Raw genomic sequence first — 26,222 nt, 5'->3', positions numbered from 1 at the left:
AGGGTCCGGCCGGGGAGCCCAAAATGAAACGGCCCGCCGAGGCGGGCCGTCTGGTGACACAGACCTGCCGGCGCCTTAGGCGGCCGTCGGGGCCTTGCTGTCGACCACGACAACGGTCAGCTCACCTTCCACTTCGGTGTGCAGGCGCACGCTGACGGTGTAGGTGCCGAGCTGGCGGATCGGACCGGAGGTCATGTCGATCTCGCTCTTCTTGACGTCGATGCCCTGGGCAGCGGCGGCATCCACGATCTCGGACGGACCGACCGAGCCGTACAGCTTGCCCTCTTCGGCGGCCAGCACCTTGAGGGTGATGGTCTTGCCGTTGATCTTGCCGGCGCGCATGTTGGCGGCGGAGATCGAATCGTTGGCCTTCTTCAGCAGCTCAGCCTTGCGGGCCTCGAACACGGCACGGTTTGCCTCGGTGGCCGGCAGCGCCTTGCCCAGCGGCAGCAGGTAGTTGCGGCCGAAACCGGCCTTCACCTTGACGGTCTCGCCCAGGTCGCCGAGCTTCTTGATCTTCTCGAGCAGAATCACATCCATGGTAGCTGCTCCTTAGCCGTGGCTGTCGCTGTACGGCAGCAGCGCCAGGAAACGGGCGCGCTTGATGGCCGTGGCCAGCTCGCGCTGGTAGCGCGACTTGGTGCCGGTGATGCGAGCCGGCACGATCTTGCCGTTCTCGCCGATGTACTGCTTGAGCGTGGAGAGGTCCTTGTAGTCGATCGCCGGGGCGTTCTGACCGCTGAACTTGCAGGACTTCTTGCGACGGAAAAACTGTGCCATGACTTAGGCTCCTTCAACAGCGGTTTCGGCCTGGGCGTCGTCGCCCTCGCCTTCCGCATCCTGGTGACGGGCGCGGAACTCGCCCGGCTTCTTCTCTTCATCCTGAACCTTGAAGAGCGGCGACTGGTCGATCACTGCAGCTTCGGTCTTGACGACCAGCTTGCGGATCACGGCGTCGTTGAAGCGGAACGCATTCTCCAGCTCGGCCAGGGCGGCATCGTCGCACTCCACGTTCATCAGAACGTAGTGGGCCTTGTGGGCCTTGGCGATCGGGTAAGCCAGCTGACGGCGACCCCAGTCTTCCAGGCGGTGAACCTTGCCGCCGGTCGCGGTGACCATGCCCTTGTAACGCTCGATCATGGCCGGAACCTGTTCACTCTGGTCCGGATGCACCATGACCACAACTTCGTAGTGACGCATCGATAACTCCTTGTGGACACAGGATTTTCACCCTGCGGCCCCCGACCAGGGAACGGTCGTGGAGCAAGTGGTTGAAACAAAAAACCTTCACCCCGGCGGGATGAAGGGGCGCGAATCTTAAGGGAATCAGCAGTTTGTTGCAATTAGGGCTGCCAGTGCCGCCAGCCCCTCAGGCCCTCTTCTCCGCCATGTAGCGGCGCCAGCCGCCCAGATGGGTAATGTCCCGGGCGCCCGTCTCCCCGGCCGGCTCGCAGATGAAGCCGCTGACCCAGCGGCCGTCGGCCAGTTCCAGCTTGCCGATGCCCAGCGGCGCCGGGATGCCGGCCACGAAGCTGCCGAACTCGGCCTCGGGCACCGACCAGACCTCCACCTCGATGGCAGCGCCGCGTTCCGCGTCACGGATCATCCCCGGCCGGAACGGCGGTCCGCCGGCCAGCGCGATCAGGCGGTAGCAGGGCGCGCTATGGGTGGCGCACACACGGAAGGCACTGCGGCTGGTGAGCTGGTGGTTCAGCGACATGCCCGACAGGTGGGCGCCGCAGACCGCCACCTCGATACGCCCCGGCGGCGTGGGCGGCAGAGCCGGCATCCAGCGGCTGGCGTCACGGCCGCCGGGCCGCGGGTCCGCCGCCATCCAGCGCTGCGCCAGCGCCAGCAGGTAGTCGTCGGACCAGGCGGGGCCGAACAGGGTGATGCCGAACGGCAGGCCGGCCGGAGTGGCGCCGGCAGGCATGGCCACGGCGGCGTAATCCAGCAGGTTCATGAAGTTGGTATAGGTGCCCAGGCGGCTGTTGAGCAGCAAGGGCTCGGCCTCCAGTTCGGCGATGCGGTAATGGGTCGGTGCCGTGGGGGTCAGCACCGCGTCCACCAACGCCAGTTGCGCGTCCGCGGCCTGCTTCAGGGCCTGCAGCCGGTAGAAGGCCTCGAAGGTCTGCTCCGCGCCGATTCCCGCCCCGCCCTCCAGGATGCGGCGCAGCACCGGCAGCATGGCCTGCGGCGCCATGTCGCGCGTCGCATGGCGGCGCTCTGCTACCCAGGGGCCTTCGTACAGCAGCCGGGCCGCCTCGCTGAAGGGCGTGAAATCCAGCCGCACCAGCTCCGCGCCCAGGGCCTGCCAGCGCTCCGCCGCCTGCGCGAACAGCGCGGCATAGGTCGTGTCCCCGAAGAACTCGAGCTGCTCGGGACGGGGCATGCCGAACCGTAGGCCCTCCAGCCGTCCGCTTACCGGCCGCCCACGGCGGCTCCAGGGGTCGGCGGCATCCAGGCCATCCATCACCGTGCCGATACGCCGCGCATCCTCGGGGTTCAGCGCAAAGAGCGAAGGGCAGTCGAGACTGCGGCAGGCCGGCACCACGCCGGCGGTGGACCAGCGCCCGCGCGTGGGCTTGATGCCCAGCAGGTTATTGAAGGCCGCGGGCACTCGGCCGGAACCGGCAGTGTCGGTGCCCAGCGAGAAGCTCACCTCGCCCAACGCCAGCGCCACGGCGGAACCGGCACTGGAGCCGCCGCTGATGTAGTCCGGATCGAAGGCGTTGCGCACCGCGCCCCGGGGCGAGCGCGTGCCGACCAGCCCGGTGGCGAACTGGTCGAGATTGGTCTTGCCCAGCGGGATCGCACCGGCATCGACCAGGCGCTGCACGACGGTGGCGCTGCGTGCGGGCGTATACGCGAAGTCCGGGCAGGCGGCGGTGGTCGGCACCCCGGCCAGGTCGATGTTGTCCTTGATCGCGAAGGGAATGCCGTAGAGCGGCAGCGACTCCGGGCCCTGCCCCTCAAGCCGGGCCAGGTACGGTGCCAGCTGTGCGTCGTCCAGCAAGGCGATCCAGGCATGGTGATCCGCGTGTGCGGCGATGCGGCCGCGCAACTCGGCAAGCAGCTCCGCGGGCTTGAGCCCCGCGCGGTAGTCGCGCTGCAAGGCAGCAATGGCAAGGTCCCTCATACGGCTTCCTCCAGTACCAGCAGGCTCTGCCCCGGCGTGACACCCTGCCCGGGCGCGCACAGCACGCGGCGCACGATGCCGCTGACGCGGGTCACCACCGAGATTTCCATTTTCATCGATTCCACCAGCGCGACCGTGTCGCCCGCGCTGACCTTCTGGCCCGGCTGCACGGCGATCTGCCACACACTTCCCGGCACCGGGCTCTGCACGGCGCGCTCGCCTTCGGCCAGCCGGTCCTCCACCGGTGGCGACGCCTCCGCCTCGGTGCCGACCACGTCCTGTCCGGCCGCCGCCCAGCGCTGGCGCTCCTCTTCGAATGCCTGCTGCTGGCGCGACTTGAACGCGTCGATGCTGTCGCGGTTCTGTTCCAGGAACTCGCGGTAGTCGCGCAGGCGGAAGGTCTGCTCCTCGATGCGCAGCGGGTAGCGGCCGCGCGGGAAGTCCTCGCGGATGCGCAACAATTCCTCGGCGGAGACCTCGTGGAAGCGCAACTGGTCGAAGAAGCGCAGCAGCCAGGGCTTGCCCTCGCCGAAGGCGGCGGTCTGCTTCCAGGTATTCCACATCTGCAGCGTGCGGCCCACGAACTGGTAGCCACCCGGCCCTTCCATGCCGTAGACGCAGAGATAGGCACCGCCGATGCCGACGGCATTCTCCGGCGTCCAGGTGCGCGCCGGATTGTACTTGGTGGTGACCAGGCGATGCCGGGGATCCAGGGGCGTCGCCACCGGCGCGCCCAGGTAGACGTCGCCCAGGCCCATCACCAGGTAGCTGGCCGAGAAGAAGATGCGCTTGACCTCTTCCAGGTCCTCCAGCCCGTTGATGCGGCGAATGAACTCCAGGTTGCTCGGACACCAGGGCGCATCACGCCGCACCGACTGCATGTACTTCTCGATCGCCAGCCGGCAGGCCGCGTCGTCCCAGGAGATCGGCAGGTGGACGATTCGCGTGGGGACCTCCATATCCTCGATCGCCGGCAACTGGCGCTCAGTCTGGTGCAGCAGCGCCAGCAGCCGGGCCTGCGGCAGCCGCAGGTTGTCGTAGTGCAGCTGCAGCGACCGGATGCCGGGCGTCAGCTCCAGCAGCCCGTCGATGTGCTGCTCCTGCAGGCGGCACATCAGCGCATGCACGCGGAAGCGCAGATTCAGGTCCAGCTCCTGGGGCCCGTATTCCAGCAGCAGGTTGTCGTCGCCCGAGGGCCGCACCACCAGGGGCAGCGGCCCGTCTTCCCAGCGGGCCAGCACCGCGCCGTCCGGCACGACGATGGCAGGCGCCTCCACCGGCACGGCCTCGAAGCGATCCACCAGCGCGAGCTGCGCGCGCTCCAGGGCCTCGGCGGTTTCCATGCTCACCGGCACGAAATGCAGCTTGTCGCCCGGACGCAGCTGGCCCAGTTGCCAGAGGTCGGCCTTGACGATGGTCACCGGGCAAACAAAGCCGCCGAGGCTGGGGCCATCCGGCCCCAGGATCACCGGCATGTCGCCGGTGAAATCCACCGCGCCCACGGCGTAGGCATTGTCATGGATATTGGAGGGATGCAGGCCGGCCTCGCCGCCGTCGCGGCGCGCCCACTTCGGCTTGGGTCCGATCAGCCGCGTGCCGGTGCGGCTGGAGTTGTAGTGCACTTCCCAACTCGCAGCGAAGAACTCCGCGATGTCCTCCGGCGTGAAGAAATCCGGCGCGCCGTGCGGGCCATAGATCACGCGGAACCGCCAGTCGTGGCCATAGGCCGGCTGCAGCGCTGCGGGCAGCGCCTGGCCTTCCGCCTGCACACTGCCGACATGCAGCACGTCCCCCGGCAGCAGCGCACGCCCGCCATGGCCGCCGAAGCGGCCCAGCGTGAAGGTGCTGGCGCTGCCGAGATAGGCCGGGACGTCGAAGCCGCCGGCCACGCAAAGATAGCCGCGCGCACCGCCGCCGCGCAGGGCACCGAATGCCAGTGTGGCGCCTGCCGGCACCGTGACGGCCTGCCACGATGGCAGGGACTGCCCGTCCAGTGTTGCGCCCATGTCCGCACCGGCGATGCAGACCGTGGCCGCCGCGCGAAAGCGCAGTACCGAGCCGGTCAGCGCCATCTCCAGCGCCGCAGTGCCCGGCGCGTTGCCGAGCACGCGGTTGCCCAGGCGCAGCGCCAGGCTGTCGTAGGGGCCGGAGGGTGGCACGCCCACGTCCCAGTAGCCCGTGCGCCCTGGATAGTCCTGCACCGTGGTCTGCGTGCCGGCCTCCAACACCTCGATGCCGGCAGCGTGGTACTGGAAGCCACCCAGGGTGGCGGTGGTGGCGCGGCCCGCGACGAAGGACGGCTCGTCCAGCACCTGGCGCAGGTAGGCCAGGTTGGTCTCGATGCCACCGATGCGGCTCGATGCCAGAGCGGCACAGAGCCTGCCGCGCGCGGCCTCGCGGTCCACGCCATGGGCGATCAGCTTGGCCAGCATGGGATCGTAGTACGGGGGCACCTCCACGCCGGGCTCGATCCAGCGATCGCAGCGCAGACCTTCGCCGAACTCCACCGCCGTGAGCCTGCCGGCCACCGGTTGGAAGTTGCGCGCGGGATCTTCCGCATACAGGCGCACCTGGATGGCGTGGCCGCGCGGCTGGTAGCGGAAGCCCTCCAGGAATGCCGACTCGCCGGCCGCCACGCGGATCATCCACTCCACCAGGTCCACGCCAGTGGTTTCCTCGGTGACACCGTGCTCCACCTGCAAGCGGGTGTTCACTTCCAGGAAGTAGAAGCGCTTGGCCTCGTCGTCGTAGATGTACTCCACGGTGCCGGCAGAGCGATAGTTCACCGCCCGGCCCAGCTTCTCCGCGGTGGCCCAGAGCGCTTCGCGTACGGCCTGCGGCAGGTTCGGGGCCGGAGTCTCCTCTACCACCTTCTGGTTGCGGCGCTGCAGCGAGCAATCACGCTCGCCCACCGACACCACCTGTCCCTGCCCGTCGCCGAACAGCTGCACCTCGATATGCCGGGCGCGCTCGACGAACTTCTCCAGGAACAGGCCGTCGTTGCGGAAGTTGTTGCGCGACAGCCGCTGTACCGAATCGTAGGCCGCGCTCAATTCGCTGGCACTGCGGCAGCGCTGCATGCCGATGCCACCGCCACCCGCCGTGCTCTTCAGCATCACCGGGTAGCCGATAGCCTCGGCTTTCTCCAAGGCCTCGTCGAGGTCGCGCAGCAGGCCGGAGCCCGGCAGCAGCGGCACGCCGTTGTCCTGGGCCAGCTGACGTGCGGTGTGCTTCAGACCAAAGGCGGATATCTGCTCCGGCGTAGGGCCGATGAAGGCCAGCCCCGCCTGCTCGCAGGCCGCGGCGAATTCCAGGTTCTCGCTGAGGAAGCCGTAGCCGGGATGGATCGCCTCCGCACCGCTCTGCAGCGCCGCGGCGATGATCTTCTCGATGCTGAGGTAGCTTTCGGTAGCCAGGGCCTCGCCGACGCAGATGGCTTCGTCGGCCGTCTGCACGTGCAGCGAGCCGGCGTCGGCGCGGGTGTATACGGCCACCGAGGCGATTCCCATGCGACGCAGCGTGCGCTGGATGCGGCAGGAAATCGCTCCGCGGTTGGCGATCAGGACCTTCTTGAACATCTTGGGCTCGTTTGCGGGCCGTCCCGCGGGGGTCTACACCGCCGGGCCGTCCCGGGGAGGTTCTTATCTCCTCTCCCCCGCTTGCGGGAGAGAGGCCGGGAGAGAGGGGTTCTGTAAAACCTTCAGGAGTTACAGAAACCCTCTCTCGGCAACTGCTCATGCGTTGCCCTACCTCGGGCATCCATGCCCTCGCCCTACCCCCTCTCCCGCAAGCGGGAGAGGGGAACTATTGCTAGCCCCAGATCAGGACTTCGATCGGCGTGGGGTTGTACGCGTTGCAGGGGTTGTTCAATTGCGGGCAGTTGGAGATCAGCGCCACCACGTCCATCTCCGCACGCAACTCCACGTACTTGCCCGGCGCGGAGACGCCGTCGGCGAACATCAGGCCGCCCTCCGGCGTCACCGGCACGTTCATGAAGAAATTGATGTTGTGCGTGATGTCGCGCTTGGTCAGGCCGTAGTGCTCGTGCTCCGTGACCGCCAGCAGGTAGGAGTCGCGGCAGGCATGCATGCATTTCTTCTCCAGCGCGTAGCGCACGGTGTTGCTCTCGGTGGCGCAGGCGCCGCCCAGCGTATCGTGCCGGCCGCAGGTATCCGCCACGATCTGGAGCAATACCTGCCCCCCGGTGGACATCAGCCGTGTTCCGGCGGTGAGATAGACGTTGCCCTGCTCGCGGATCGTGTCCACCGCGCTATAGCGCTCGGCTGGGTCGGCGGCGCTGTAGAACAGCGTGTCGGCCGCCTGGTTGCCTTCGAGATCGAGGATGCGCAGGACCTGGCCCTTGCGGAGCGTGTGCATCCAGTAGTCACCGGCCTCGACCACGCGGCGGTAGCCAGCCTGTTCCGGTTTCAGCGGGCTCTCGACGATCACCGGACACCTCCCAGCGACAGCTGGTACAGGCGGTTGTTGGCGAAGCCGCGCTGGTTCTCCGGACGCGAGTCGCGGCAGACGTCTGGATGGGCCAGCGGCGGCGCCTCGCGGATCTCGTAGCGCACCGGCCTCGCCGGATACTCCTGCGCCGGGTTCAGCGGGTGCGGAGCGGTGCTCATCACCACCAGCGTGTCCATCTCGAAGCGCAGGTCCACATGGCTGCCCGGCCGGCTGGCGCCCTCGACATAGCGCAACGCGCCGGTTTCGTCGGCCACCACCTTGCTGAACAGGTTGAGGTTGGCGGCGAGGTCCTTGCGGCCCAGGCCGTGCTTGGCCAGCTCCACCAACAAGCCGTCGAGTCCGTTGCGGCGCATGCCGTTGCGCGCGGCCTGGTAGTTGAGCCTGCCCCAGCGCCGCTCGACCAGATCGCGGCTGGCGACGCCACAGACCGCATCATGCCAGCCCGCCGTGTCCTGCACGATGGAGCAGAACACACGCCCCATGTCGGAGTATATGCAGTGACCCTGGCCCAGCCGGAACGTGTGCTGGCACTTGAGCGTGTCCGGCACATTGATGCGCTCCAGCAACGCATAGGGGTTGTAGAGCAGCATGCCAACATTGGCGCCGCCCTCGACGTCGACCAGCCGCAGCAACTGGCCGCCTCGCACCTGCAGGGACCAGTGGCAGCCCCCCGGCAATACATCCTGGTAAAGGATCTTGTTCATTGCTGGTCGTTGAAGCGTGAGGTTTCGGTGACGGCACCCTGGATTTCTTCCAGCAGCGCCGGCTCTTGGCGGCCAATGACCAGGTCGTAGGTGATGGTGGCGCCGTAGCGGTTGGGGGCCTGCGCATCGAGGCGCGGCTTGTCGAATACCAGCAGGCGGGTGCCGAGCTTGAAGCCCTCCTTCAGGTCGTGGGTGATCATGAAGATGGTCAGGCCCGACTCCTGCCAGAGCCGCAGCACCAGCGCGTGCATGTCGGCGCGGATGCCGGGGTCCAGCGCGCCGAAAGGTTCGTCCAGCAACAGGATGCGCGGCTTCTTGATCAGTGCCTGGGCAATGGCCAGGCGCTGCTGCATGCCGCCGGAGAGTTCCGAGGGGTAGCGATCCAGGGCGTGGCTGAGGCCGACCTGGGCCAGCATCGCCGCCGCCTCGTCGCGCGCCTTGCGGCGCGCGGCGCCGAACAGGCGGCCCAGCAGCGGGCTGCGCGTCACCTCCAGGCCGAAGGTCACGTTATCCAACACGCTCATGTGCGGGAACACCGAGTAGCGCTGGAACACGATGCCGCGATCCGGTCCCGGTTCCGCCGGCATCGGCTTGCCATCGAGCAGCAGGCTGCCACGCGTCGGCCCCTCCTCGCCCAGCAGCATGCGCAGGAAGGTGGTCTTGCCGCAGCCCGAGGTGCCGACGATGGTGCAGAACTCGCCCTCCTTCACACTGAGGTTGAGCTTCTCCAGCACGATGCTATTGCCGTACTCCTTCCAGACCTGCTTCACTTCGAGCAAGGCAGCCATTACGCGCGCTCCTTGCCCTGATGGAACCAGGGGAAGGCCCAGCGCGAAACACCGCGCAGGGCAATGTCCATCAGGAAGGCCAGCAGCGTGATCCAGACCACGTAGGGCAGGATCGTGTCCATGGCCAGGTAACGCCGCACCAGGAAGATGCGATAGCCTAGACCGCTCTCGGCGGCGATGGCCTCGGCCGCGATCAGGAACAGGAAGGCCGGCCCCAGGTTCAGGCGCAGCGAGTCGATCAGCCGCGGCAGGGTCTGCGGCATCACCACGCGCCACAGGATATGGCCGCTGTGCGCCCCGAGGGTCTGCGCCTTCACCAGTTGCTCCGAGGGCAGCTCCATCACCCTCTGCTGGAGGTCGCGCATCATGCAGGGTGCGATGCCCAGCACCACCAGAACGACCTTGGACAGCTCGCCCAGCCCGAACACGATGAACAGGATCGGCAGGATCGCCATGGGCGGCACCATCGACAGCACGCGCACGAATGGTGCGAGCGCCGCACGAACATAGGGCACCATGCCCGTGGCCAGGCCCGTGACCAGGGCCAGCAACGAGGCCACGGCCAGGCCGATGCCGAGACGCTGCAGGCTGGCCGCAGTGTCCGCCCAGAGCTGCAGCTCGCCGGTGCGCCGGTTGGGCTCCAGCGCCACGCGCTCCACCGCGGCGGCGAGGCTGGACAGGGCCGGCAGCAGCTTGTCCTCCGGGTTCGCCTCCAGGCGGACCTGCGAGCCCCAGGCATAGGCCAGCAACAGCAGCAGGAACGGCAGCAGGCCGAGAACCGCCGCCGCTCCCTGCCCCGGCAAGCGGTTGATGATGCGCTTCTTCATGGAAGTCCCCGTCGGGGAGGCCGGCTCAGAGCTTGCCGTCGGCCGCCAGCTTCATGTATTGGTCCGTGAAGCGCAGCTTGACCTTGGCCTTGTCGCCGCTGGTCTTGCCGCCCGGGTAGGCGATGCCAATGAAGTTCTCGCTGGAAGCGCCCTCGCCCAGCAGGCCGTGATCGAAGGAGAACTTGGCCACCTTCTGCATCGTCGCCGGCAACTGCGCGCTGGTGGTGAAGGCCACGGCGTCCGCCGGCTTGTAGAACATCTTGGTGGAGGCCAGCTGCGCGTCGAAGCCCGCAAGGTCGGTGCCGGAGGCCTTGGCCATCGCCGTGCGCGCCGCCTTGCCGGCGGCATCGTTCTTCGACATCAGCGCCATCGTCTCGTACCAGGCGCCGGCGAGGGCCTTGCCCAGGGCCGGGTTCTTCTCGAGCTTGGCGGTGTTGACCACCGTCAGGTCGATGATCTCTCCCGGGATCTTGCTGGAGTCGAACACCAGCGAGGTCTTGGGCATGGCACGCACTTCGGACAGCAGCGGGTTCCAGGTGACGGCGGCGGTGACGTCCGGCGTGGCATAGGCGGCGACGATGTCGGCGTCCGAGGTGTTGACCACCTTGATGTCCTTCTCGGCCAGGCCCACGGTCTCCAGCGCGCGCGCCAGCAGGTAGTGCGACACCGACAGTTCGACCAGATTGACTTTCTGGCCCTTGATGTCCTTGAGTGCGGTCTTGCCCTTGAGCACCACGCCGTCATTGCCATTGGAGAAGTCGCCCACTATCAGGGCGGTGGAATCCACGCCGCCCGCGGCGGGGATGGTCAGTGCGTCCATGTTGGTCATGACGCAGCCGTCGAAGGCGCCGGCGGTGTACTGGTTGATGGACTCGACGTAGTCATTGACCTGCACCAGTTCGATCTCGATGCCGTACTTGTCGGCCCACTTCTTCACGATGCCCTGCTGGGCGGCATGGTCCCAGGGCATCCAGCCGACGTAGATCGTCCAGGCGACGCGGTACTTGTCCTTGGCGGACGCGGCGGGAGCGAGAAGCAGCGAGGAGAAGGCGAGCGCGACGGCCAGCAGGGGCATCAGCGCGGAACGCAGGGGCTTGCGGCGGAACATGGGGAAACCTCCCGAATCAGGGCTACACGGCTGACGGACGATGCACAGGAGAACCACGTACTGCGGTCTCCCGGGCTTTTGTCCCGCCGTGTAACCCCCCTCGCGGAAGGTCGGCAGCTCTCGGACCAGCACCCGCTTTCGCGAGCCGGAACCCTAGCCACCTTCTTGGTGCCGCATGCAGTTGCAACAGAATGAAACTGGACTCTTCTGCGCCACTCTCATGCAGCAATAGGCATGCCAGCCCCCGGCGCACCAGGGCGGTGCGCGGTGGCCCCGCCTACTTGCGGCGCGCCGGGCGGTGGCGCTGGCGGTAGGCCTCGTACAGGCACACCGCGGCGGCGACCGAGACGTTGAGGCTCTCGGTCTTGCCTTCCATGGGGATGCGCACGAGGCGGTCGCAGGACTCGCGCGTCAGGCGGCGCATGCCCTCGGCCTCCGCGCCCATCACCAGCACGGTGGGGCCGGTCAGGTCGACGTCGTAGAGCGTCTCGGCCGACTCGCCGGCCAGGCCGGTGATCCAGTAGCCCAGCTCCTTGAGCCGCGCCAGGGTGCGGGCCAGGTTGGTCACCGCCACCAGCGGCACGCGCTCCGCCGCACCGGCGGCGGCCTTGTGGGCGGCGGCTCCCAGGGCGGCGCTGCGGTCGCGCGGCACGATCACCGCGCTCACCCCTACCGCCTCGGCGGTGCGCAGGCAGGCGCCTAGGTTGTGCGGGTCCTGCACGTTGTCCAGGGCCAGCAGCAGGCGATACGGCTCGGCCGGCGCATACAACAGGTCCTCGCCATCCAGCTTCTTCTCGGGAACGTAAGCCAGCACGCCCTGATGGCGCAGGCCGTCCGGCGCCTTGAGGTCCAGGTCCGAGCGCGGCAGCACACGCACCGGCACCCCATGATGCTGCGCCAGCCCCTTCACACGTGAGGAGCGCTCGTCCTGGCGGGTGTCCGCCAGCAGGATCTCGAAAGGCTTGTCGTGGCTGTCTTCCAGCGCGGCGAGGACGGCGTGGAATCCGCCGATGACGGTCGTCTTGGACACGGGATGCTCCGGTTAGGGCTGTATTGTCCCAGAGAGCCCCGGTCGGCGTCTCGCCTGCACCACGCAAAAGCAGAAGCCCCCGCATGGCGGGGGCTTCTGGGTCACAGCGGAGGCTGCTAGCCGCCCAGGTACGGCGGCGGGGTCCAGGCTTCCTGCTCGCGGCCTTCGATCACCGGCTTGATGACGATGTCGACGCGACGGTTGCGGGCTTCCTTGACGCCATCGGCGGTGCGCACCAGCAACTCGCGCTCGCCACGGCCTTCCTCGCGCAGACGGCCGGCCGGCACGCCCTGGTTGACCATGTAGCTGGCCACCGACGAGGCGCGACGCTCGGACAGGCTCTGGTTGTGGGTGGCCGAGCCGCTGGAGTCGGTGTGGCCGACGACGTGGATGACCGTCTTGTCGTAGGTCTTCAGCACGTTGGCGATCTTGGCGTAGGTGGTCAGCGCGTTCGGCAGCAGCTGGGCGCTGTCGATGTCGAAGCTGACGTCGCTGGCGATGCCGATCTTCAGCGCGCCGCCCGGCAGCTGCGTGATCTGCAGCTCGTTGCGCGCCGCCTCCGCCGCCAGGTCACGCTGCAGCTGGGCATGCTGCTTGTCCATGTAGTTGCCGACGGCGCCGCCGGCAATGGCACCGACCACCGCGCCGACGATCGGGGCGCCGCGAGCACCGCTGACCTGGTTGCCGGCCACCGCACCGAGCACGGCGCCGATGGCGGCACCGGTCTTTGCGCGCTTGTTGGGATCATCCGTGGCGCAGCCGGCGAGGCCGACCACCAGCGCTGCGACGACCAGAGGCTTGAAAGACTTCATCGTTTCCCCCTTCGGGATTGGTTCTTGGACGGGTGCGATTCTGAGCTGCCCGGCTTAACGGGTTCTGAACGCCCGGATTGCCGGCCCTGAGGACGCTGCTCCTTGGCCGGGCCCGCATGGCCCTTGCCGGAACTCAGCAGCTCAAGGTCGATTTTGCGCTCATCCAGGTCCACGCGCACTACTTTTACGCGCACCTTGGTGCCCAGCGTGTAGGTCATGCGGGTGGCTTTGCCTACCAGGCGATGGGAGCGGTTGTCGTACTCGTAGTAATCGTTCTTGAGGTTGCTGACGTGGACCAGGCCATCCACGTACAGGCCGTCGAGCTCCACGAACAGGCCGAAGGCGGCGACGCTGGACACCGTGCCGTTGAAGTCGTCGCCGACGCGGTGGCGCATGTACTCGCACTTGAGCCAGGTGTTGACGTCGCGCGTGGCCTCATCGGCGCGGCGCTCGGCCATCGAGCAGTGCGTGCCGAAGGCTTCCATCTGCTCGGGGGTATAGAGAAAGGGCTGGCCCTTCTTCTTGAGCAGGATGTGCTTGATGCCCCGGTGCAGCAGCAGGTCGGGGTAACGCCGGATCGGCGAGGTGAAGTGGGCGTAGTGCGTCAGCGCCAGGCCGAAGTGGCCGCTGTTGGTGGGGTTGTACTTGGCCTGCATCAGCGAGCGCAGCATGATGGTCTGCACCAGGCCCTGGTCCGGGCGGCCCTTGGCCGCTGCCAGGGTCTTGGCGAAGTCCATGGCCGCCGGCTTGTCGCCGCCACCGAGCTTGAGCGCCTGCAGCGACAGGAACTCGCGCAACGCCGAGACCTTCATGGCGTCGGGCTGCTCATGGATGCGGTACAGGGTCGGCACCTTCTGCTTCTCGACCAGCTTCGCCGACTCGACGTTGGCGGCGATCATGCACTCCTCGATCAGGCGATGGGCGCGGTTGCGCTGCACCGGCACGATGCGGTCGATCTTGCGCTCGCCGGAGAACACGATCTTGGTCTCGGTGCTCTCGAAGTCGATCGCGCCGCGCCGCTCGCGGGCCTTGAACAGGGCCTCGAACACGCCGTTCAGCGCCTGCAGGTGCGGCACCAGGGCGGAGCGGGCCTTGGCCTTCTCACCCTCGGGGTTGTCGAGGATTTCGGCCACGTCGTCGTAGATCAGGCGCGCCTTGGAGCGCATCACGCCCTCGAAGAAGCGCGCCTTGGCAATCTCGCCGTCGGGCATCACGCGCATCTCGCAGACCATGCACAGGCGGTCCACGTCGGGGTTGAGGGAGCACAGGCCGTTGGACAGCTTCTCCGGCAGCATCGGGATGACCCGCTGCGGGAAGTACACCGAGGTGGCGCGCTTGTTGGCCTCCTTGTCCAGCGGCGTGTCCGGTCGCACGTAGGCGGCCACGTCGGCAATGGCCACCCACAGCGTCCAGCCGCCCTTGTTGAGCAGGCTCTTCTTGATGGGCTTGGCGTAGACCGCGTCGTCGAAGTCACGCGCGTCGGCACCGTCGATGGTCACCAACGGCAGGTCGCGGATGTCCTCGCGGCCCTTGATCTGCTCCGGCTGCACCGTGTCCGGGATCGCGGCGGATTCGCGCTCCACGGCGTCGGGGAACTCGAACGGCAGGCTGTGGGCGCGGATCGCGGCCTCGATCTCCATGCCCGGCGCCAGGTGCTGGCCCAGGATCTCCTTGATCTCGCCCACGGCCAGCGTGCGGTTGCCCGGCGGGGTGACGATGTCGGCCACCACCATCATGCCGTGCTTGGCGCCCTTGCGGCCTTCCGGCGGGATCAGCAGATCCTGCGTGATGCGCGGGTTGTCCGGGATCACGTAGGAGATGCCCTGGTCCATGTGGAAGCGGCCGACGATGGTGCGGCTGACGCGCTCGATGACCTCGGACACGGCGCCCTCCGGGCGGCCCTTGAAGTCGGTGCCGGTGATGCGCACCAGCACGCGGTCACCGTTCATCAGTGCGCGCATCTGGCGCGGCGGCAGGAACACGTCCGGCCCGCCTGCATCGGGGATCAGGAAACCGAAGCCGTCGCGGTGGGCCTGCACGGTACCGGCAATGAGGTTCATCTGCGCCACGGGTCCGTAGGCGCCGTTGCGGTTCTGCACCACCTGCCCTTCGCGGTTCATCGCGACCAGGCGCTTGTTGAGGGCCTCCTGCTGAGACAGCTTGCGCAGGCCGAACAAACCGATGAGATCGTCCAGCGTCACCGGGCCGGGCTGCTCGCCCAGGGTCTTGAGGATATGGCTGCGGCTGGGAATGGGGTCGGCGTAGCGGCCCTGCTCCTGCTGGAACTCGGCGTCGTTTTCCATCCAGGCCGGCTGGCCGCGAGGGGGTCTGCCACCCTGTTTTTGCGGCTGGCGAGGATTATTTGAATTTTCTTTATTTCTTTTCATTGACAAAGCGGTGCCTCATGGCGAAAATGCGCGCCCCTGTTGCCCAGGTGGCGGAATTGGTAGACGCACCAGTTTCAGGTACTGGCGGGTAAAACCGTGGAGGTTCGAGTCCTCTCTTGGGCACCAAACAAAACAACCTGGCTTCGGCCGGGTTTTTTTGTTTTGGGGCCCACCTGAACACGGCAATAGTGTTCCACATCCCCAGCCCCAACGCCCGCAGGCGCCCCTGCCCCCGGTGGGGAGGGCAAGAAGGCGCCGCGGATGGGACCCAGGAAGCGGGAAACAGCAGGAATCAGTTGAACGGGTTCCTCAGCACGATCGTGTGCTCACGATCCGGCCCCGTGGAGATGATGGCGACCTCGGCTTCGGTAACCTCTTCCACGCGCTTCAGATAGCGCTTGGCGGCTTCCGGCAGGTCCTCATAGCGGGTCACGCCGTAGGTGTTGCTCTTCCAGCCGGGGAAGTCCTCGTAGATCGCCTCGACCTTGCTGAAGGCCTCGGCCCCCACCGGCGGCACTTCCACCGGCTTGCCATCGACCTTGTAGCCGGTGCAGATGCGGATCACGTCCATCTCGTCGAGCACGTCGAGCTTGGTGACGCACAGGCCGGTGACGCTGTTGTTGAAGATCGAGCGGCGTGCGGCCACGGCGTCGAACCAGCCGCAGCGGCGCGGGCGCTTGGTGACGGTGCCGTACTCGGCGCCCTTGTCGCGGATATGCTGGCCGATGTCGTTGTCGAGCTCGGTCGGGAACGGACCGGAGCCGACGCGCGTGGCATAGGCCTTGACGATGCCCAGCACGTAGTCGAGCTCGCGCGGACCCACGCCGGTGCCGGTGGCGGCGCCGCCGGCGGTGGTGTTGGACGAGGTCACGAACGGATAGGTGCCGTGGTCCACGTCCAGCAGCGCGCCCTGCGCGCCTTCGAACAGGACGTTGTGGTCCTTCTTCAGGTGCAGGCGCAGCAGCTCGGTGACGTCGGCCACCATCGGCTTGACGATCTCGGCGTAGCCCAGCAGATCATCCAGGGTCTTCTGGAAGTCGACCGGCTCTTCCTTGTAGTAATTGGTCAGCACGAAGTTGTGGTACGCCAGCAGCTCGCCGAGCTTGGCGGCCAGCAGCTCGCGGCTGAACAGGTCGCCGACGCGCACGGCGCGGCGCGCCACCTTGTCCTCGTAGGCCGGGCCGATGCCCTTGCCGGTGGTGCCGATCTTGTTCTCGCCGCGGGCGCGCTCGCGCGCCTGGTCGAGCTTGGCGTGCACCGGCAGCACCAGCGGGGTGGCCTCGGAGATGCGCAGGCGGTCGCGCACGGACGCGCCGGTGGCCTCGACCTTCTCGATCTCCTTGATCAGGTCCGGCAGCGACAGCACCACGCCGTTGCCGATCAGGCAGTCGACGCCGGGGCGCATGATGCCGGAGGGAATCAGGTTGAGTGCGGTCTTGATGCCGTTGATCACCAGCGTGTGGCCGGCGTTGTGGCCGCCCTGGAAGCGCACCACGGCCTGGCAACGGTCGGTGAGCAGGTCCACGACCTTGCCCTTGCCCTCATCGCCCCATTGTGCGCCGATAACTACTACGGTCTTGCCCATGATGATTCTCTGGTGAATCTTGTTGGTGACTACTGCGCCAGGCGCAGCAGCTCGTTCAAATCGGCCGAGAAGCCGGTGGCCGGACGCGCCACGCCGAACTCGGCGCCGACACCGTCGTAGCGACCGCCACGGGCAATCTCGCGGCCGTGCCCCGGCGCGAAGGCCGCGAACACGATGCCGGTGTGATAGCTGTAGCCGCGCAGCTCCGCCAGGTCCACATGGATCGGCAGCTTGGGCGACTCGGCGCGCAGCTTGCGCACCACTTGGTCCAGCGTATCCAGCGCCGCCTGCACGGCGGGGCCGGCAGCCTTCAGCGTCTCGCGCGCACGTTGCAGCACCGTGACGTCGCCATTGAGCTCCATCAGCTCGGCGAAGACCTTCACCACCCGCGGCTTGAGGCTGCGGGCCTGGGCGAACTCCGCCAGGTCCGGCTGCGACTTGCGCTGCAGGATGTCGAACAGCACGGCCTCGTCGTCCGGGTCCAGCGCCAGCTTGGCGGACACGGCGCGATAGATGCCGACGTGGCCCAGGTCCAGGTGCGCCTTCTTCAGGCCCGCCCCGCGCAGGGTGCGCAGCATCAGGTCGATCACTTCCAGGTCGGCCGCGATGCCGGCCTCGCCGAAGATCTCGCAGCCGACCTGGCGCGGCGAGCGCGGACCACCGAGGGCATCCGGCTGCGCGCGCAGCACGGTGCCCAGGTAGCACAGGCGCACCACGGCCTGGTCGCCGAAACGGCGCGCGGCGATGCGCGCGGCTTGCGGCGTCATGTCAGAGCGCAGGCCCAGCAGGCGGCCACTGGCGGGGTCGGTGAACTTGAAGGTGCGAGCATCGAGATCCTGGGCGGTGCCGGTCAGCAGCGCATCCAGGTGCTCGATCAGCGGCGGCAGTATCAGTTCGTAGCCGCGCTTGCGGAAGCCGTCCAGCAGCTTGCGCCGCAGGTCTTCCAGTTCCCAGGAGGTCGGCGGCAGGGCTTCTTCCACGCCCTCCGGGAGCATCCATTTCTTGATCGACATGACTAGGCTTCTAGAGCAGGTTGAGCAGGACAACGCCGCCGAGCATCGACCCCAGGCCGATGATGCGGATGTGGCGGCTGTCCAGCTGCATGACCGACAGCATCATTTGGCGCCAGCGGGCCGGGGCCACGAAGGGCAACAGCCCTTCGATCACCATGACCAGCGCCAGCGCGCGCAGGAGTTCGTTCCAATCCACACTACTTGGCGCCAGCGCCCTTGAAGTAGCGGAACAGCTCGCCCTTGGGCTCCAGCACCATCAGGTTCTGGCTGCCACCCATGCTCTCGCGGTAGACGTTGAGCGAGCGGTAGAAGCTGTAGAACTCGGCATCCTGGCCATAAGCCTTGGCGTAGATCTCGGCCGCCAGCGCATCGCCCTGGCCCTTGAGGGTTTCGGCCTGCTTGTAGGCGTTGGCCAGCGTGACCTGCGCGGTGCGGTCGGCCTCGGCGCGGATCTTTTCCGCGTCTTCGGCACCACGGGCGCGCAGGTCGGTGGCCACGCCGATACGCTCGGCGCGCATGCGGTCGTAGACCGATTCGCTGACGTTCTTCGGCAGGTTGATCGACTTGATGCGGATGTCCACCACCTCGATACCCAGGTCCTTGACCTTGGAGGCGGCGTCCTTCTCCACTTCCTGCACCATGGAATCGCGGTCGTCGGCCACGGCCTGCTGGATCGTGCGCGAGCCGAACTGGTCGCGCAGACCGCGGTTGAGGATCGAGGACAGTCGGTCGGACGCGACGATCTCCTGGCCACCAGTGGCCCGGTAGTAGATCGCCGCGTCGGAGATGCGCCACTTGACGTAGAAATCGACCTCGACGTTCTTCTTCTCGACCGTCAGGAAGTTCTCGGTCTGGTTGTCCAGCGTCAGGATGCGGCCGTCGAAGCGGCGCACGTCCTGGAAGAACGGCGTCTTCACGTGCAGGCCCGGAGCGTAGTCCTTGCCCTTGAGTTCACCGAGCTGGAACAGCACGGCCTTCTCGCGCTGGTCGACGATGAAGAAGGAGTTGGTGATGGTGAGCAGCGCCATCAGTCCCAGCGCGGCCCAGAAAACAGGATTCTTGCTCATGATCAACGTCCCCGGTCGCGCGAGCGCGAAGGATCGCCGCCCTGCAGGCTGCCGGCTCCCGGCAGCGCGCTGGGCGCGGTGATGTAGTCGGACGCGCTGTCGCGCGGCGTTGCCGGGGCCGTTTTCATCAGCTGGTCCAGCGGCAGGTAGAGCATCGGGCTGCCCTTGTCCACGTCCACCAGCACCTTGCTGGAGCTGCCCAGCACGCTGCTCATGGTGTCAAGGTACATGCGCTCGCGCGTCACGCGCGGCGACTTCTTGTACTCCACCAGCAGCTGCTGGAAGCGCGCCGCGTCACCCTGCGCTTTGGCCACCACCTGCTCGCGGTAGGCGTTTGCTTCCTCCACCTGGCGAGCGGCGGCACCGCGCGCCTTGGGCAGGCGGTCGTTGGCGTAGGCCAGGGCCTCGTTGCGGGCACGCTGCTGGTCTTCACGGGCCTTGATGGCGTCGGCGAAGGCGGCCTGCACCGGCTCCGGCGGCTGGGCCTGCTGCAGGTTCACTTCGGTGACCACCAGGCCGACGTTGTAGCTGTCCAGCAGCTCCTGCAGGATCGCCTTGGTGCGGTTGGCCATCTCTTCACGGCCTTCGGTCAGCACGAAGTCCATGGAGTTGCCGCCCACCACGGCGCGCACGGCCGAGGTGGTGGCCTGGCGCATGGTCAGGTCCGGGTCGTTTACGCTGAAGACGTAGTCCTCGACGTTGGACACGCGGTACTGGACCTTGAGCTCGACCACGACGATGTTCTCGTCGCGCGTCAGCATCGTGGCCTCGTCGCGCGCCTCGCGCACGCCCGTCACGTTGACGATCTCGACCTTGTCCACCGGCCAGGGGATGTGCCAGCGCAGGCCCGGCTCGGTGGTACCCACGTACTTGCCGAAGCGCAGCGTCACGGCGCGCTCCTGCTCGTCCACCACGTAGAAGCCGGACACCAGCCACAGCACGCCGAACAGGGCCGCGATCAGGCCGATCAGCCCGAAAGGCAACGGCGCGCGCGTCCCCGGAGGGGTGCGACCGCCACCACCGCCGAAGCGCGACTTGAAGCGCTTCAGCATTTCATCCAGATCCGGAGGACCTTCGCCGCCCTTCTTGGGCCCCTGGCTCCAGGGGTCTTTGCCGGGGCCGGGTTCATTCCATGCCATTCGTATTTCCTTTCGTAGCCGATGCCGCGAGGGGCACCCGAATCCGGTCCGGCTCGTTCCAAGCCATTGTTGCTGCTGAAAAACAAGCGGGGGACAGGGTATTTCCCGAAGCGGGGGAAGCGAAAAATCGGGGGACTTTCAATATTTTAGAGTGCGAGATTTTAGAGCCTATGCGCCAATAAATCACGCCAGCGCCGGCCCGATCCATGGGCGCAAGGGCCCTCAGAGCCCCATCTCCCATTCCTCAATGACCGTCGGCGCGGGAGGCGGTTCCAGGCCCGCGGCGACGCAGAGGCCGCGCAGGCGCTCCCAGGACAGGCTGATCCTGAGGTGGAAATTGCCGTCCTCGTCCAGGGATTCGGACAGGATGGCGTTCAGGGCGAAAAGCTGCGCCCGCAGCTTCGCCGCCCGCGGCGGCACCACCAGCTCGAAGCTCTGCAGCTGCGGGCGGATACGCTCGGCGATGGCTTCGCGCAGGGCGTCCAGTCCCTCACCGGTACGTGCGGAGACAAAGGCCCGGACCGGCACCCCCTCGTCGTCACGCTCGATGCGCGGCAGTTCGCCCTCGCGCAGGTCGATCTTGTTGAACACCTGCAGGCGCGGCACCTCGTCGGCGCCGATCTCCTTGAGTACTTCCTCGACCTGGCTGATGCGAGTCAGGCGCTCGGGGTCGGCGGCGTCGATCACGTGCAGCAGCAGGGCGGCCTCGCGGGCCTCCTCCAGGGTAGCGCGGAAAGCGGCCACCAGGTCATGCGGCAGGTCGCGGATGAAGCCCACTGTGTCGGCCAGCACCACCGGCTCGCCGGCCGGCAGTTCCAGTTTGCGCACCGTGGTATCCAGGGTCGCGAACAGCACGCTGGAGGCAAAGGTGGTATCGCCGGTCAGGGCGTTGAACAGCGTCGACTTGCCGGCGTTGGTGTAGCCCACCAGTGACACGGTCGGCACGTTGTTGCGGATGCGCGCCACGCGATTCTGCTGGCGCCGGGTACGCACGGTCTCCAGGTGCCGCTTGAGCGTGGCGATGCGGGTCTTGATCAGGCGGCGATCCAGCTCGAGCTGGGTTTCACCCGGGCCGGTCATGCCGATGCCGCGGCCGCCGCCCTGGCGCTCGAGATGCGTCCAGCCGCGAATCAGGCGGGTGGACATGTGCTGCAGCTGGGCCAGCTCCACCTGCAGCTTGCCCTCGTGGGTGCGAGCGCGCTGGGCGAAGATGTCCAGGATCAGGCCGGCGCGCCCCAGCACGCGGGCGCTGACCAGCTTCTCCAGGTTGCGCTCCTGGCTAGGCGACAGCGGGTGATTGAAGATGACCAGCTCGGCACCGGTGGCGGCAACGCTGTCGGCCACTTCCTGGGCCTTGCCGCTGCCCACGAACAGGCCGGAATCGGGGTCCTTGCGGCTGCCGCCGATGACGTTGAGCACCTCGGCACCGGCCGAGACGCAGAGCTCCACGAATTCCTGCCTGTCCGAATCGAAATCGGCACCGGGAAACTCAAGGTGGACGAGGATGGCCTTCTGGCCGGACTTGGGACGTTCAAACATGATTCAGAAATGCAAAGGCCACCCATGCCGGCTGGTGCCGGCATGGGTGGCGCGGTAAAGCTGGGAAACCTGAGACGACGTCAGGCCGACGGCGCTTCCGAAGCGCCACCCTCGTGGCCATGATGGTCGGAGGAATCGCTGCTGCTGCCGTCGAAGATACGGACGGCGCGCGCCGGCACGATGGTCGAAATGGCGTGCTTGTAGACCATCTGGCTTACGCTGTTGCGCAGCAGGACGACGAAGGAGTCGAAGGATTCGATCTGGCCCTGCAGCTTGATGCCGTTCACCAGGTAGATCGAAACCGGGATGCGTTCCTTGCGCAGGGCGTTGAGAAACGGTTCTTGTAACGTATGACCTTTAGACATGTTCTGTTCCCTATTTTAATGTTCGTCCTGCGGCTGGAACCTCGCACACCGCAACGGCCGGATATCCCGGCGGGGCGAGTGTACCACTTGTCAAGTCCCGCGCACGCCCCGTACAGGCGCCCCGATCAGACTGAGCGCACGGGACAAAAGTTCAGGTTCGGCGGGGTTCAGCCACTGCAGTTCCGGCTCCGAGCGCAGCCAGGTCAGCTGACGCTTGGCGAACTGGCGCGTCGCCGCGATGCCGCGCCCCACGGCCTCTTCCAGCGTCCCCCGCCCCTCCAGGTGATCCCAGAGCTGCCGATAGCCGACGGCCCGCACCGACGGCAGGTCGGCATGCAGGTCACCGCGGGCGCGCAGGCGTCGCACCTCGTCCAGGAAGCCCTGTTCCATCATCTGCCGGAAGCGCAACTCGATGCGCCGGTGCAGTTCCGAACGCTGCGGCGGATTCAGGGCCAGCTTGATCACCGGCCCTTCCATGCCCTTGGGCTTGGGACGTGCGTACCAGTCGCTGGGCGACGCGCCGCTGAGTTCGATCACCTCCAGCGCCCGCTGGATGCGCTGCGCATCGTTCGGGTGCAGGCGCGCCGCGGTGGCCGGGTCCAGGGCGGCGAGCTTCGCATGCATGCCGGCCCAGCCGACCAGTTCGGCCTCCTGCTCCAGGCGCAGGCGTAGTTCGGCATTGGCCGATGGCAGGTCCGACAGGCCCTGCTGCAGGGCGCGGAAGTACAGCATGGTGCCGCCCGCCAGCAACGGGATGCGGCCACGGCCGCGGATCTCGTCGATCAGCCGCAGGGCATCGTCGCGGAAGCGCGCGGCGGAATAGATCTCGCTGGGCTCCAGGATGTCGATCAGGTGGTGCGGCACTGCGGCACGCGTGGCGGCATCGGGCTTGGCGGCGCCGATGTCCATGCCGCGGTAGACCAGGGCCGAGTCGACGCTGACGATCTCCACCGGCAACTGCGCCGCGAGATCCAGCGACAGCTGGGTCTTGCCGGAGGCGGTGGGCCCCATCAGCAGGATGACAGGGAACATCGTTTCAGCGCCCACGCAGGAACAAGCGATCCAGCCCCGCCATGTCCACCTGGATCCAGGTCGGCCGGCCGTGATTGCACTGGTCGGCCAACTCGGTGCGCTCCATGTCGCGCAGCAGCGCTTCCATCTCCGGGAGCGTCAGGCGCCGGTTGGCCTTGATCGCCGCCTTGCAGGCCATGTCGGCCATCACGCGGTGCTGGGCATCCAGCACCTCGCCGAGATGATGCGAGCTCTCGCGCAGGTCCTCGTCCGACACCAGGCTGCGCACGAAGGCGGGCACGTCCTCGCGCGACAGCAGCGGCGGCACCGCGCGCAGCAGCACCGACCCTGGCCCGGCGCGGTCGATCTGCAGGCCGTAGCGCGACAGCTCCTCGCGGCGTGCCTCCAGCGCATCGACCGCATCTTCCGGCAGTTGCAGGCGCTCCGGCACCAGCAGGGCCTGGGACGGCACCCCGCCCTCCGCCAACTGCTTCTTCAGGCGCTCGTACAACACCCGCTCATGGGCGGCATGGGCGTCCACCACCACCAGGCCATGGCGGTTCTGCGCCAGGATGTAGACGCCCTGCAGCTGCGCCAGGGCGTGGCCCAGGGGCTGCTCCTCCGGCTCCACCGACAGCCCGGATGCCGGTGCCGGCATCGACAGCGAGACCGGCTGCGATTGCGGCAGTTGTGCGACCTGAGCCGCCAGCGCGGTCCAGGCCGGCGCGGCGACCTCGCGAGCCTCCTCGTAGCGCGACGCAGGCGCCGCGTAGCGGAAGCCCGACTGCTGCGGCTCCGGCGCGGGCGGCATGGGCGCCACGAACTGGGCCGGACGATTCAGCGCCGGATCGGGGCGCAGTTCACGCAACACGCGGTGCACGGTGCCGAACAGGAAGTCGTGCACCATGGACGAATCGCGGAAGCGCACCTCGGCCTTCTGAGGATGCACGTTGACGTCCACCCGCGCCGGATCCAGCTCCAGGTACAGCACGTAGGCCGGGTAATGCGTGGAATGCATGGCGTCGGCAAAGGCACGGCGCAGGGCATGCGTCATCAGCTTGTCGCGCACCGCGCGGCCGTTGACGTAGAGGAACTGCAGGTCCGCCTGCCCGCGGGCAAAGGCCGGCAGGGCCACCCAGCCCCAGAGGCGCAGCCCGCCGCGCTGCTCGTCGAGGAACACGGCATGGCGCAGGAACTCCTCGCCGCAGACGGTGCCGACACGCTCCTCACGGCCGACCTCGTCGTCCACCGGCGGCAGGTCCAGCACCTTGCGGCGGTTGTGCAGCAGGCGGAAGCCGTGCGCGAAGCGCGACAGCGCCAGCCGCCCGACCAGTTGCTGGATGTGCCGGAACTCGGTGGATTCGGACTTCATGAACTTGCGCCGCGCGGGCGTGTTGAAGAACAAGTCCCGCACGACGACGCTGGTGCCGTGGGGATGCGCGGCCGGCTGCGGCTTTTCGCTCTCCAAAGCACCGGCCCCGTCGACCTGCCAGGCATGACCGTCGCCCGGAGTACGCGACACCAGGCTCAGGCGCGACACCGACAGGATGCTGGGCAGCGCCTCGCCACGAAACCCGAAGCTGGCCACCTGCTCCAGGTCGTCCAGCGAGCCGATCTTGCTGGTGGCGTGGCGCGTCAGGGCCAGTGCCAGTTCCTGCGGGGCGATGCCGCCGCCATCGTCGGTGATGCGGATCAGCCCCAGGCCGCCCTGCTCGATTTCCACCTCGATACGGCGTGCACCGGCGTCGAAGGCGTTCTCCACCAGTTCCTTGACCACGGCGGCGGGGCGCTCCACCACCTCGCCGGCGGCGATCTGGTTGACCAGGACATCGGGAAGGATCTGGATCGACATCCGCATATGGTAGCCGGCCGCCAGGGGAATGCCGAAAAGAAAAAGGCCCCGGCGGGAGCAACGCCAGGGCCTGAATGCCTCCGGTCAGGAAGGCCTATGTGTAAACCTTGAAGCGCCTACTTGAGGCTGACTTCCTGCGGGCCGGCCACGGCCTCGACCATCTGCTGCTGCGGCCGGTAGCTGACGAAGTAACCCTTGATACCGTCCAGGATCGAGCGCGCAAGCTTCTCGCGGTAGTCATCGTCGGCCAACAGGGCCTCCTCGCGCTCGTTGGTGATGAAGGCCGTTTCCACCAGCACCGAGGGGATGTCCGGCGCCTTGAGCACCATGAAGCCAGCCTGCTGCACGTCGGCCTTCTGCAGCTTGTTGACCTTGCCCATCGACTTGAGGATGCGACCGCCGACGTCGAAGCTGGCTTCCATCGTCGCGCTCTGCGACAGGTCGATCAGCACCGCCGCCAGTTCCTTGTCCTTGCCGTGGATCTCGACACCGCCCACCAGGTCGGCCTCGTTCTCCTTGCGGGCGAGCCAGCGCGCGTGCTCGTTGGTGGCGCCCTTGTCCGACAGCACGTACACGGCAGTGCCGTGCAGGTCACGGTTGTGGAAGGCATTGGCATGCACCGAGACGAACAAGTCGGCCTGATGCTTGCGCGCGATGTTCACGCGATCGCGCAGCTTGAGGAAGTAGTCACCGTCACGGGTCAGCACGGCCTTCATGCCCGGCTCGGCGTTGATCGCCTTGGCCAACTTGCGGGCGATGGCCAGCGCCACCTCCTTCTCCTCGAGGCCGCTCTTGCCGCGCGCGCCCGGGTCTTCGCCGCCATGGCCGGCGTCGATCGCGATCACCACCGGCCGCTCCTGCAGCTTCATCGGCGGCATCGCCGGCGCGGGCGGTGCGGCCATGACCGGCGTCGGCGCGGCCACCGGCGCGGCAGCCGTCACCACCGGGGCCTGTTCCGCGGCCGGCGCGGTACGCGGCCGGCCTGGCAGATCCAGCACCAGGCGGTAGCCGTGCTCGTCATTGGGGGTGAGCACGAAGCTCTTGGGATTCACGGCCTCGCTGACATCCAGCACCACGCGGACGCCGCCATCCTGGATACCGGAGCGCACGCGGCGCACCAGGCCCTTGCCGGTCACGCGATTGATGCGCGCCATGGCCGACGGCGAGAGGCCGCCGATATCGACGACGATGCGGTCCGGATTGGCGAGCGTGAAGACCTTGTGCTGCGCGTCGGTGCTCAGGTCGAACACGATGCGGGTGGAGTCCTGGCTTTCCCACAGGCGCAGGTCGCGCAGCTCCGCCGCAAACGCGGCAGGCATCGCAAACAGCATGGCCAGCAGGACGATGGACCGCACGGCAGACCCCCAACACAGGCAGTGATGGGAA

General features: G+C 67.4%; 23 protein-coding genes, 1 tRNA gene and 1 riboswitch. Of the genes, 1 reads left to right on the top strand and 23 read right to left on the bottom strand.

Annotated features, from left to right (window positions below; genetic code table 11):
- Positions 1 to 75: 75 nt before the first annotated feature.
- The 13 genes from rplI to rnr all read right to left on the bottom strand — a co-directional run bounded on the left by rplI (position 76) and on the right by rnr (position 15,181).
- The gene (gene rplI / locus QT386_RS18205) at positions 76 to 540 is read right to left on the bottom strand and encodes a 50S ribosomal protein L9 (protein ID WP_289275166.1); all 465 of its coding nucleotides are present in this window, start codon (positions 538 to 540) and stop codon (positions 76 to 78) included.
- A gap of 12 nt (positions 541 to 552) precedes the next feature.
- The gene (gene rpsR, locus QT386_RS18200) at positions 553 to 780 is read right to left on the bottom strand and encodes a 30S ribosomal protein S18 (RefSeq protein ID WP_104231687.1); all 228 of its coding nucleotides are present in this window, start codon (positions 778 to 780) and stop codon (positions 553 to 555) included.
- A gap of 3 nt (positions 781 to 783) precedes the next feature.
- The gene (rpsF, locus tag QT386_RS18195; RefSeq protein WP_289275165.1) at positions 784 to 1,200 is read right to left on the bottom strand and encodes a 30S ribosomal protein S6; all 417 of its coding nucleotides are present in this window, start codon (positions 1,198 to 1,200) and stop codon (positions 784 to 786) included.
- 169 nt (positions 1,201 to 1,369) lie between these two features.
- On the bottom strand, positions 1,370 to 3,139 hold the full coding sequence (gene atzF / locus QT386_RS18190) for an allophanate hydrolase (protein WP_289275164.1): 1,770 nt from the start codon (positions 3,137 to 3,139) through the stop codon (positions 1,370 to 1,372).
- Positions 3,136 to 6,717, bottom strand: a complete 3,582-nt coding sequence (uca, locus tag QT386_RS18185) for an urea carboxylase (protein ID WP_289275163.1) — start codon at positions 6,715 to 6,717, stop codon at positions 3,136 to 3,138. Before uca ends, atzF begins: the two co-directional genes overlap by 4 nt.
- Before the next feature lie 232 nt (positions 6,718 to 6,949).
- A complete protein-coding gene (locus tag QT386_RS18180) occupies positions 6,950 to 7,588 on the bottom strand; it encodes an urea amidolyase associated protein UAAP2 (protein WP_289275162.1) in 639 nt (212 codons plus the stop codon).
- Complete coding sequence (locus QT386_RS18175) at positions 7,585 to 8,313, bottom strand: urea amidolyase associated protein UAAP1 (RefSeq protein WP_289275161.1); 729 nt, start codon at positions 8,311 to 8,313, stop codon at positions 7,585 to 7,587. The genes QT386_RS18180 and QT386_RS18175 overlap by 4 nt, the downstream gene beginning before the upstream one ends.
- Positions 8,310 to 9,101: an ABC transporter ATP-binding protein gene (locus QT386_RS18170; RefSeq protein WP_289275160.1), complete on the bottom strand. Its 792-nt coding sequence runs from the start codon at positions 9,099 to 9,101 to the stop codon at positions 8,310 to 8,312. Before QT386_RS18170 ends, QT386_RS18175 begins: the two co-directional genes overlap by 4 nt.
- Positions 9,101 to 9,928 carry an ABC transporter permease gene (locus tag QT386_RS18165; protein ID WP_289275159.1) on the bottom strand — a complete coding sequence of 276 codons (828 nt, stop codon included), beginning with the start codon at positions 9,926 to 9,928 and terminating at the stop codon, positions 9,101 to 9,103. The genes QT386_RS18170 and QT386_RS18165 overlap by 1 nt, the downstream gene beginning before the upstream one ends.
- 25 nt (positions 9,929 to 9,953) lie before the next feature.
- A complete protein-coding gene (locus QT386_RS18160) occupies positions 9,954 to 11,003 on the bottom strand; it encodes a putative urea ABC transporter substrate-binding protein (protein WP_367401459.1) in 1,050 nt (349 codons plus the stop codon).
- A gap of 98 nt (positions 11,004 to 11,101) precedes the next feature.
- A riboswitch (guanidine-I (ykkC/yxkD leader) is annotated at positions 11,102 to 11,204 on the bottom strand.
- A gap of 109 nt (positions 11,205 to 11,313) precedes the next feature.
- A complete protein-coding gene (rlmB, locus tag QT386_RS18155; protein WP_289275157.1) occupies positions 11,314 to 12,066 on the bottom strand; it encodes a 23S rRNA (guanosine(2251)-2'-O)-methyltransferase RlmB in 753 nt (250 codons plus the stop codon).
- A 116-nt stretch (positions 12,067 to 12,182) separates the two neighbouring features.
- Positions 12,183 to 12,878, bottom strand: coding sequence for an OmpA family protein (locus tag QT386_RS18150; RefSeq protein WP_289275156.1), 696 nt, complete (start codon positions 12,876 to 12,878; stop codon positions 12,183 to 12,185).
- On the bottom strand, positions 12,875 to 15,181 hold the full coding sequence (gene rnr, locus QT386_RS18145) for a ribonuclease R (RefSeq protein ID WP_289275155.1): 2,307 nt from the start codon (positions 15,179 to 15,181) through the stop codon (positions 12,875 to 12,877). The genes QT386_RS18150 and rnr overlap by 4 nt, the downstream gene beginning before the upstream one ends.
- 125 nt (positions 15,182 to 15,306) lie before the next feature.
- Between rnr and QT386_RS18140 the strand changes: the two genes are divergently transcribed.
- A tRNA-Leu gene (locus QT386_RS18140) sits at positions 15,307 to 15,391 on the top strand.
- A gap of 166 nt (positions 15,392 to 15,557) precedes the next feature.
- Here QT386_RS18140 and QT386_RS18135 read toward each other — a convergent pair.
- The 10 genes from QT386_RS18135 to QT386_RS18090 form a co-directional block, all read right to left on the bottom strand.
- Complete coding sequence (locus QT386_RS18135) at positions 15,558 to 16,850, bottom strand: adenylosuccinate synthase (RefSeq protein ID WP_301334391.1); 1,293 nt, start codon at positions 16,848 to 16,850, stop codon at positions 15,558 to 15,560.
- 29 nt (positions 16,851 to 16,879) lie between these two features.
- Positions 16,880 to 17,863 carry an ATP phosphoribosyltransferase regulatory subunit gene (locus QT386_RS18130; protein ID WP_289275154.1) on the bottom strand — a complete coding sequence of 328 codons (984 nt, stop codon included), beginning with the start codon at positions 17,861 to 17,863 and terminating at the stop codon, positions 16,880 to 16,882.
- 10 nt (positions 17,864 to 17,873) lie between these two features.
- Positions 17,874 to 18,059 (bottom strand): DUF2065 domain-containing protein, encoded by a 186-nt coding sequence (locus QT386_RS18125; RefSeq protein ID WP_289275153.1) that lies wholly within the window; start codon positions 18,057 to 18,059, stop codon positions 17,874 to 17,876.
- Position 18,060: 1 nt separating this feature from the next.
- A complete protein-coding gene (gene hflC, locus QT386_RS18120) occupies positions 18,061 to 18,930 on the bottom strand; it encodes a protease modulator HflC (protein WP_289275152.1) in 870 nt (289 codons plus the stop codon).
- A 2-nt stretch (positions 18,931 to 18,932) separates the two neighbouring features.
- Positions 18,933 to 20,069 (bottom strand): FtsH protease activity modulator HflK, encoded by a 1,137-nt coding sequence (hflK, locus tag QT386_RS18115; RefSeq protein ID WP_289275151.1) that lies wholly within the window; start codon positions 20,067 to 20,069, stop codon positions 18,933 to 18,935.
- 222 nt (positions 20,070 to 20,291) lie between these two features.
- The gene (gene hflX / locus QT386_RS18110; protein ID WP_289275150.1) at positions 20,292 to 21,608 is read right to left on the bottom strand and encodes a ribosome rescue GTPase HflX; all 1,317 of its coding nucleotides are present in this window, start codon (positions 21,606 to 21,608) and stop codon (positions 20,292 to 20,294) included.
- A gap of 80 nt (positions 21,609 to 21,688) precedes the next feature.
- Complete coding sequence (gene hfq / locus QT386_RS18105; RefSeq protein ID WP_289275149.1) at positions 21,689 to 21,973, bottom strand: RNA chaperone Hfq; 285 nt, start codon at positions 21,971 to 21,973, stop codon at positions 21,689 to 21,691.
- 90 nt (positions 21,974 to 22,063) lie between these two features.
- Positions 22,064 to 23,005 (bottom strand): tRNA (adenosine(37)-N6)-dimethylallyltransferase MiaA, encoded by a 942-nt coding sequence (gene miaA / locus QT386_RS18100; RefSeq protein ID WP_289275148.1) that lies wholly within the window; start codon positions 23,003 to 23,005, stop codon positions 22,064 to 22,066.
- 4 nt (positions 23,006 to 23,009) lie between these two features.
- Positions 23,010 to 24,836: a DNA mismatch repair endonuclease MutL gene (gene mutL, locus QT386_RS18095; protein ID WP_289275147.1), complete on the bottom strand. Its 1,827-nt coding sequence runs from the start codon at positions 24,834 to 24,836 to the stop codon at positions 23,010 to 23,012.
- A gap of 116 nt (positions 24,837 to 24,952) precedes the next feature.
- Positions 24,953 to 26,191 (bottom strand): N-acetylmuramoyl-L-alanine amidase, encoded by a 1,239-nt coding sequence (locus tag QT386_RS18090; RefSeq protein ID WP_289275146.1) that lies wholly within the window; start codon positions 26,189 to 26,191, stop codon positions 24,953 to 24,955.
- Between the last annotated feature and the right edge of the window lie 31 nt (positions 26,192 to 26,222).

Source organism: Solimonas sp. SE-A11 (assembly GCF_030345715.1).
Lineage (GTDB): Bacteria > Pseudomonadota > Gammaproteobacteria > Nevskiales > Nevskiaceae > Solimonas_A.
The sequence above is the reverse complement of the archived record's forward strand: the minus strand, read 5'-3'. Positions and strand labels throughout refer to the sequence as shown.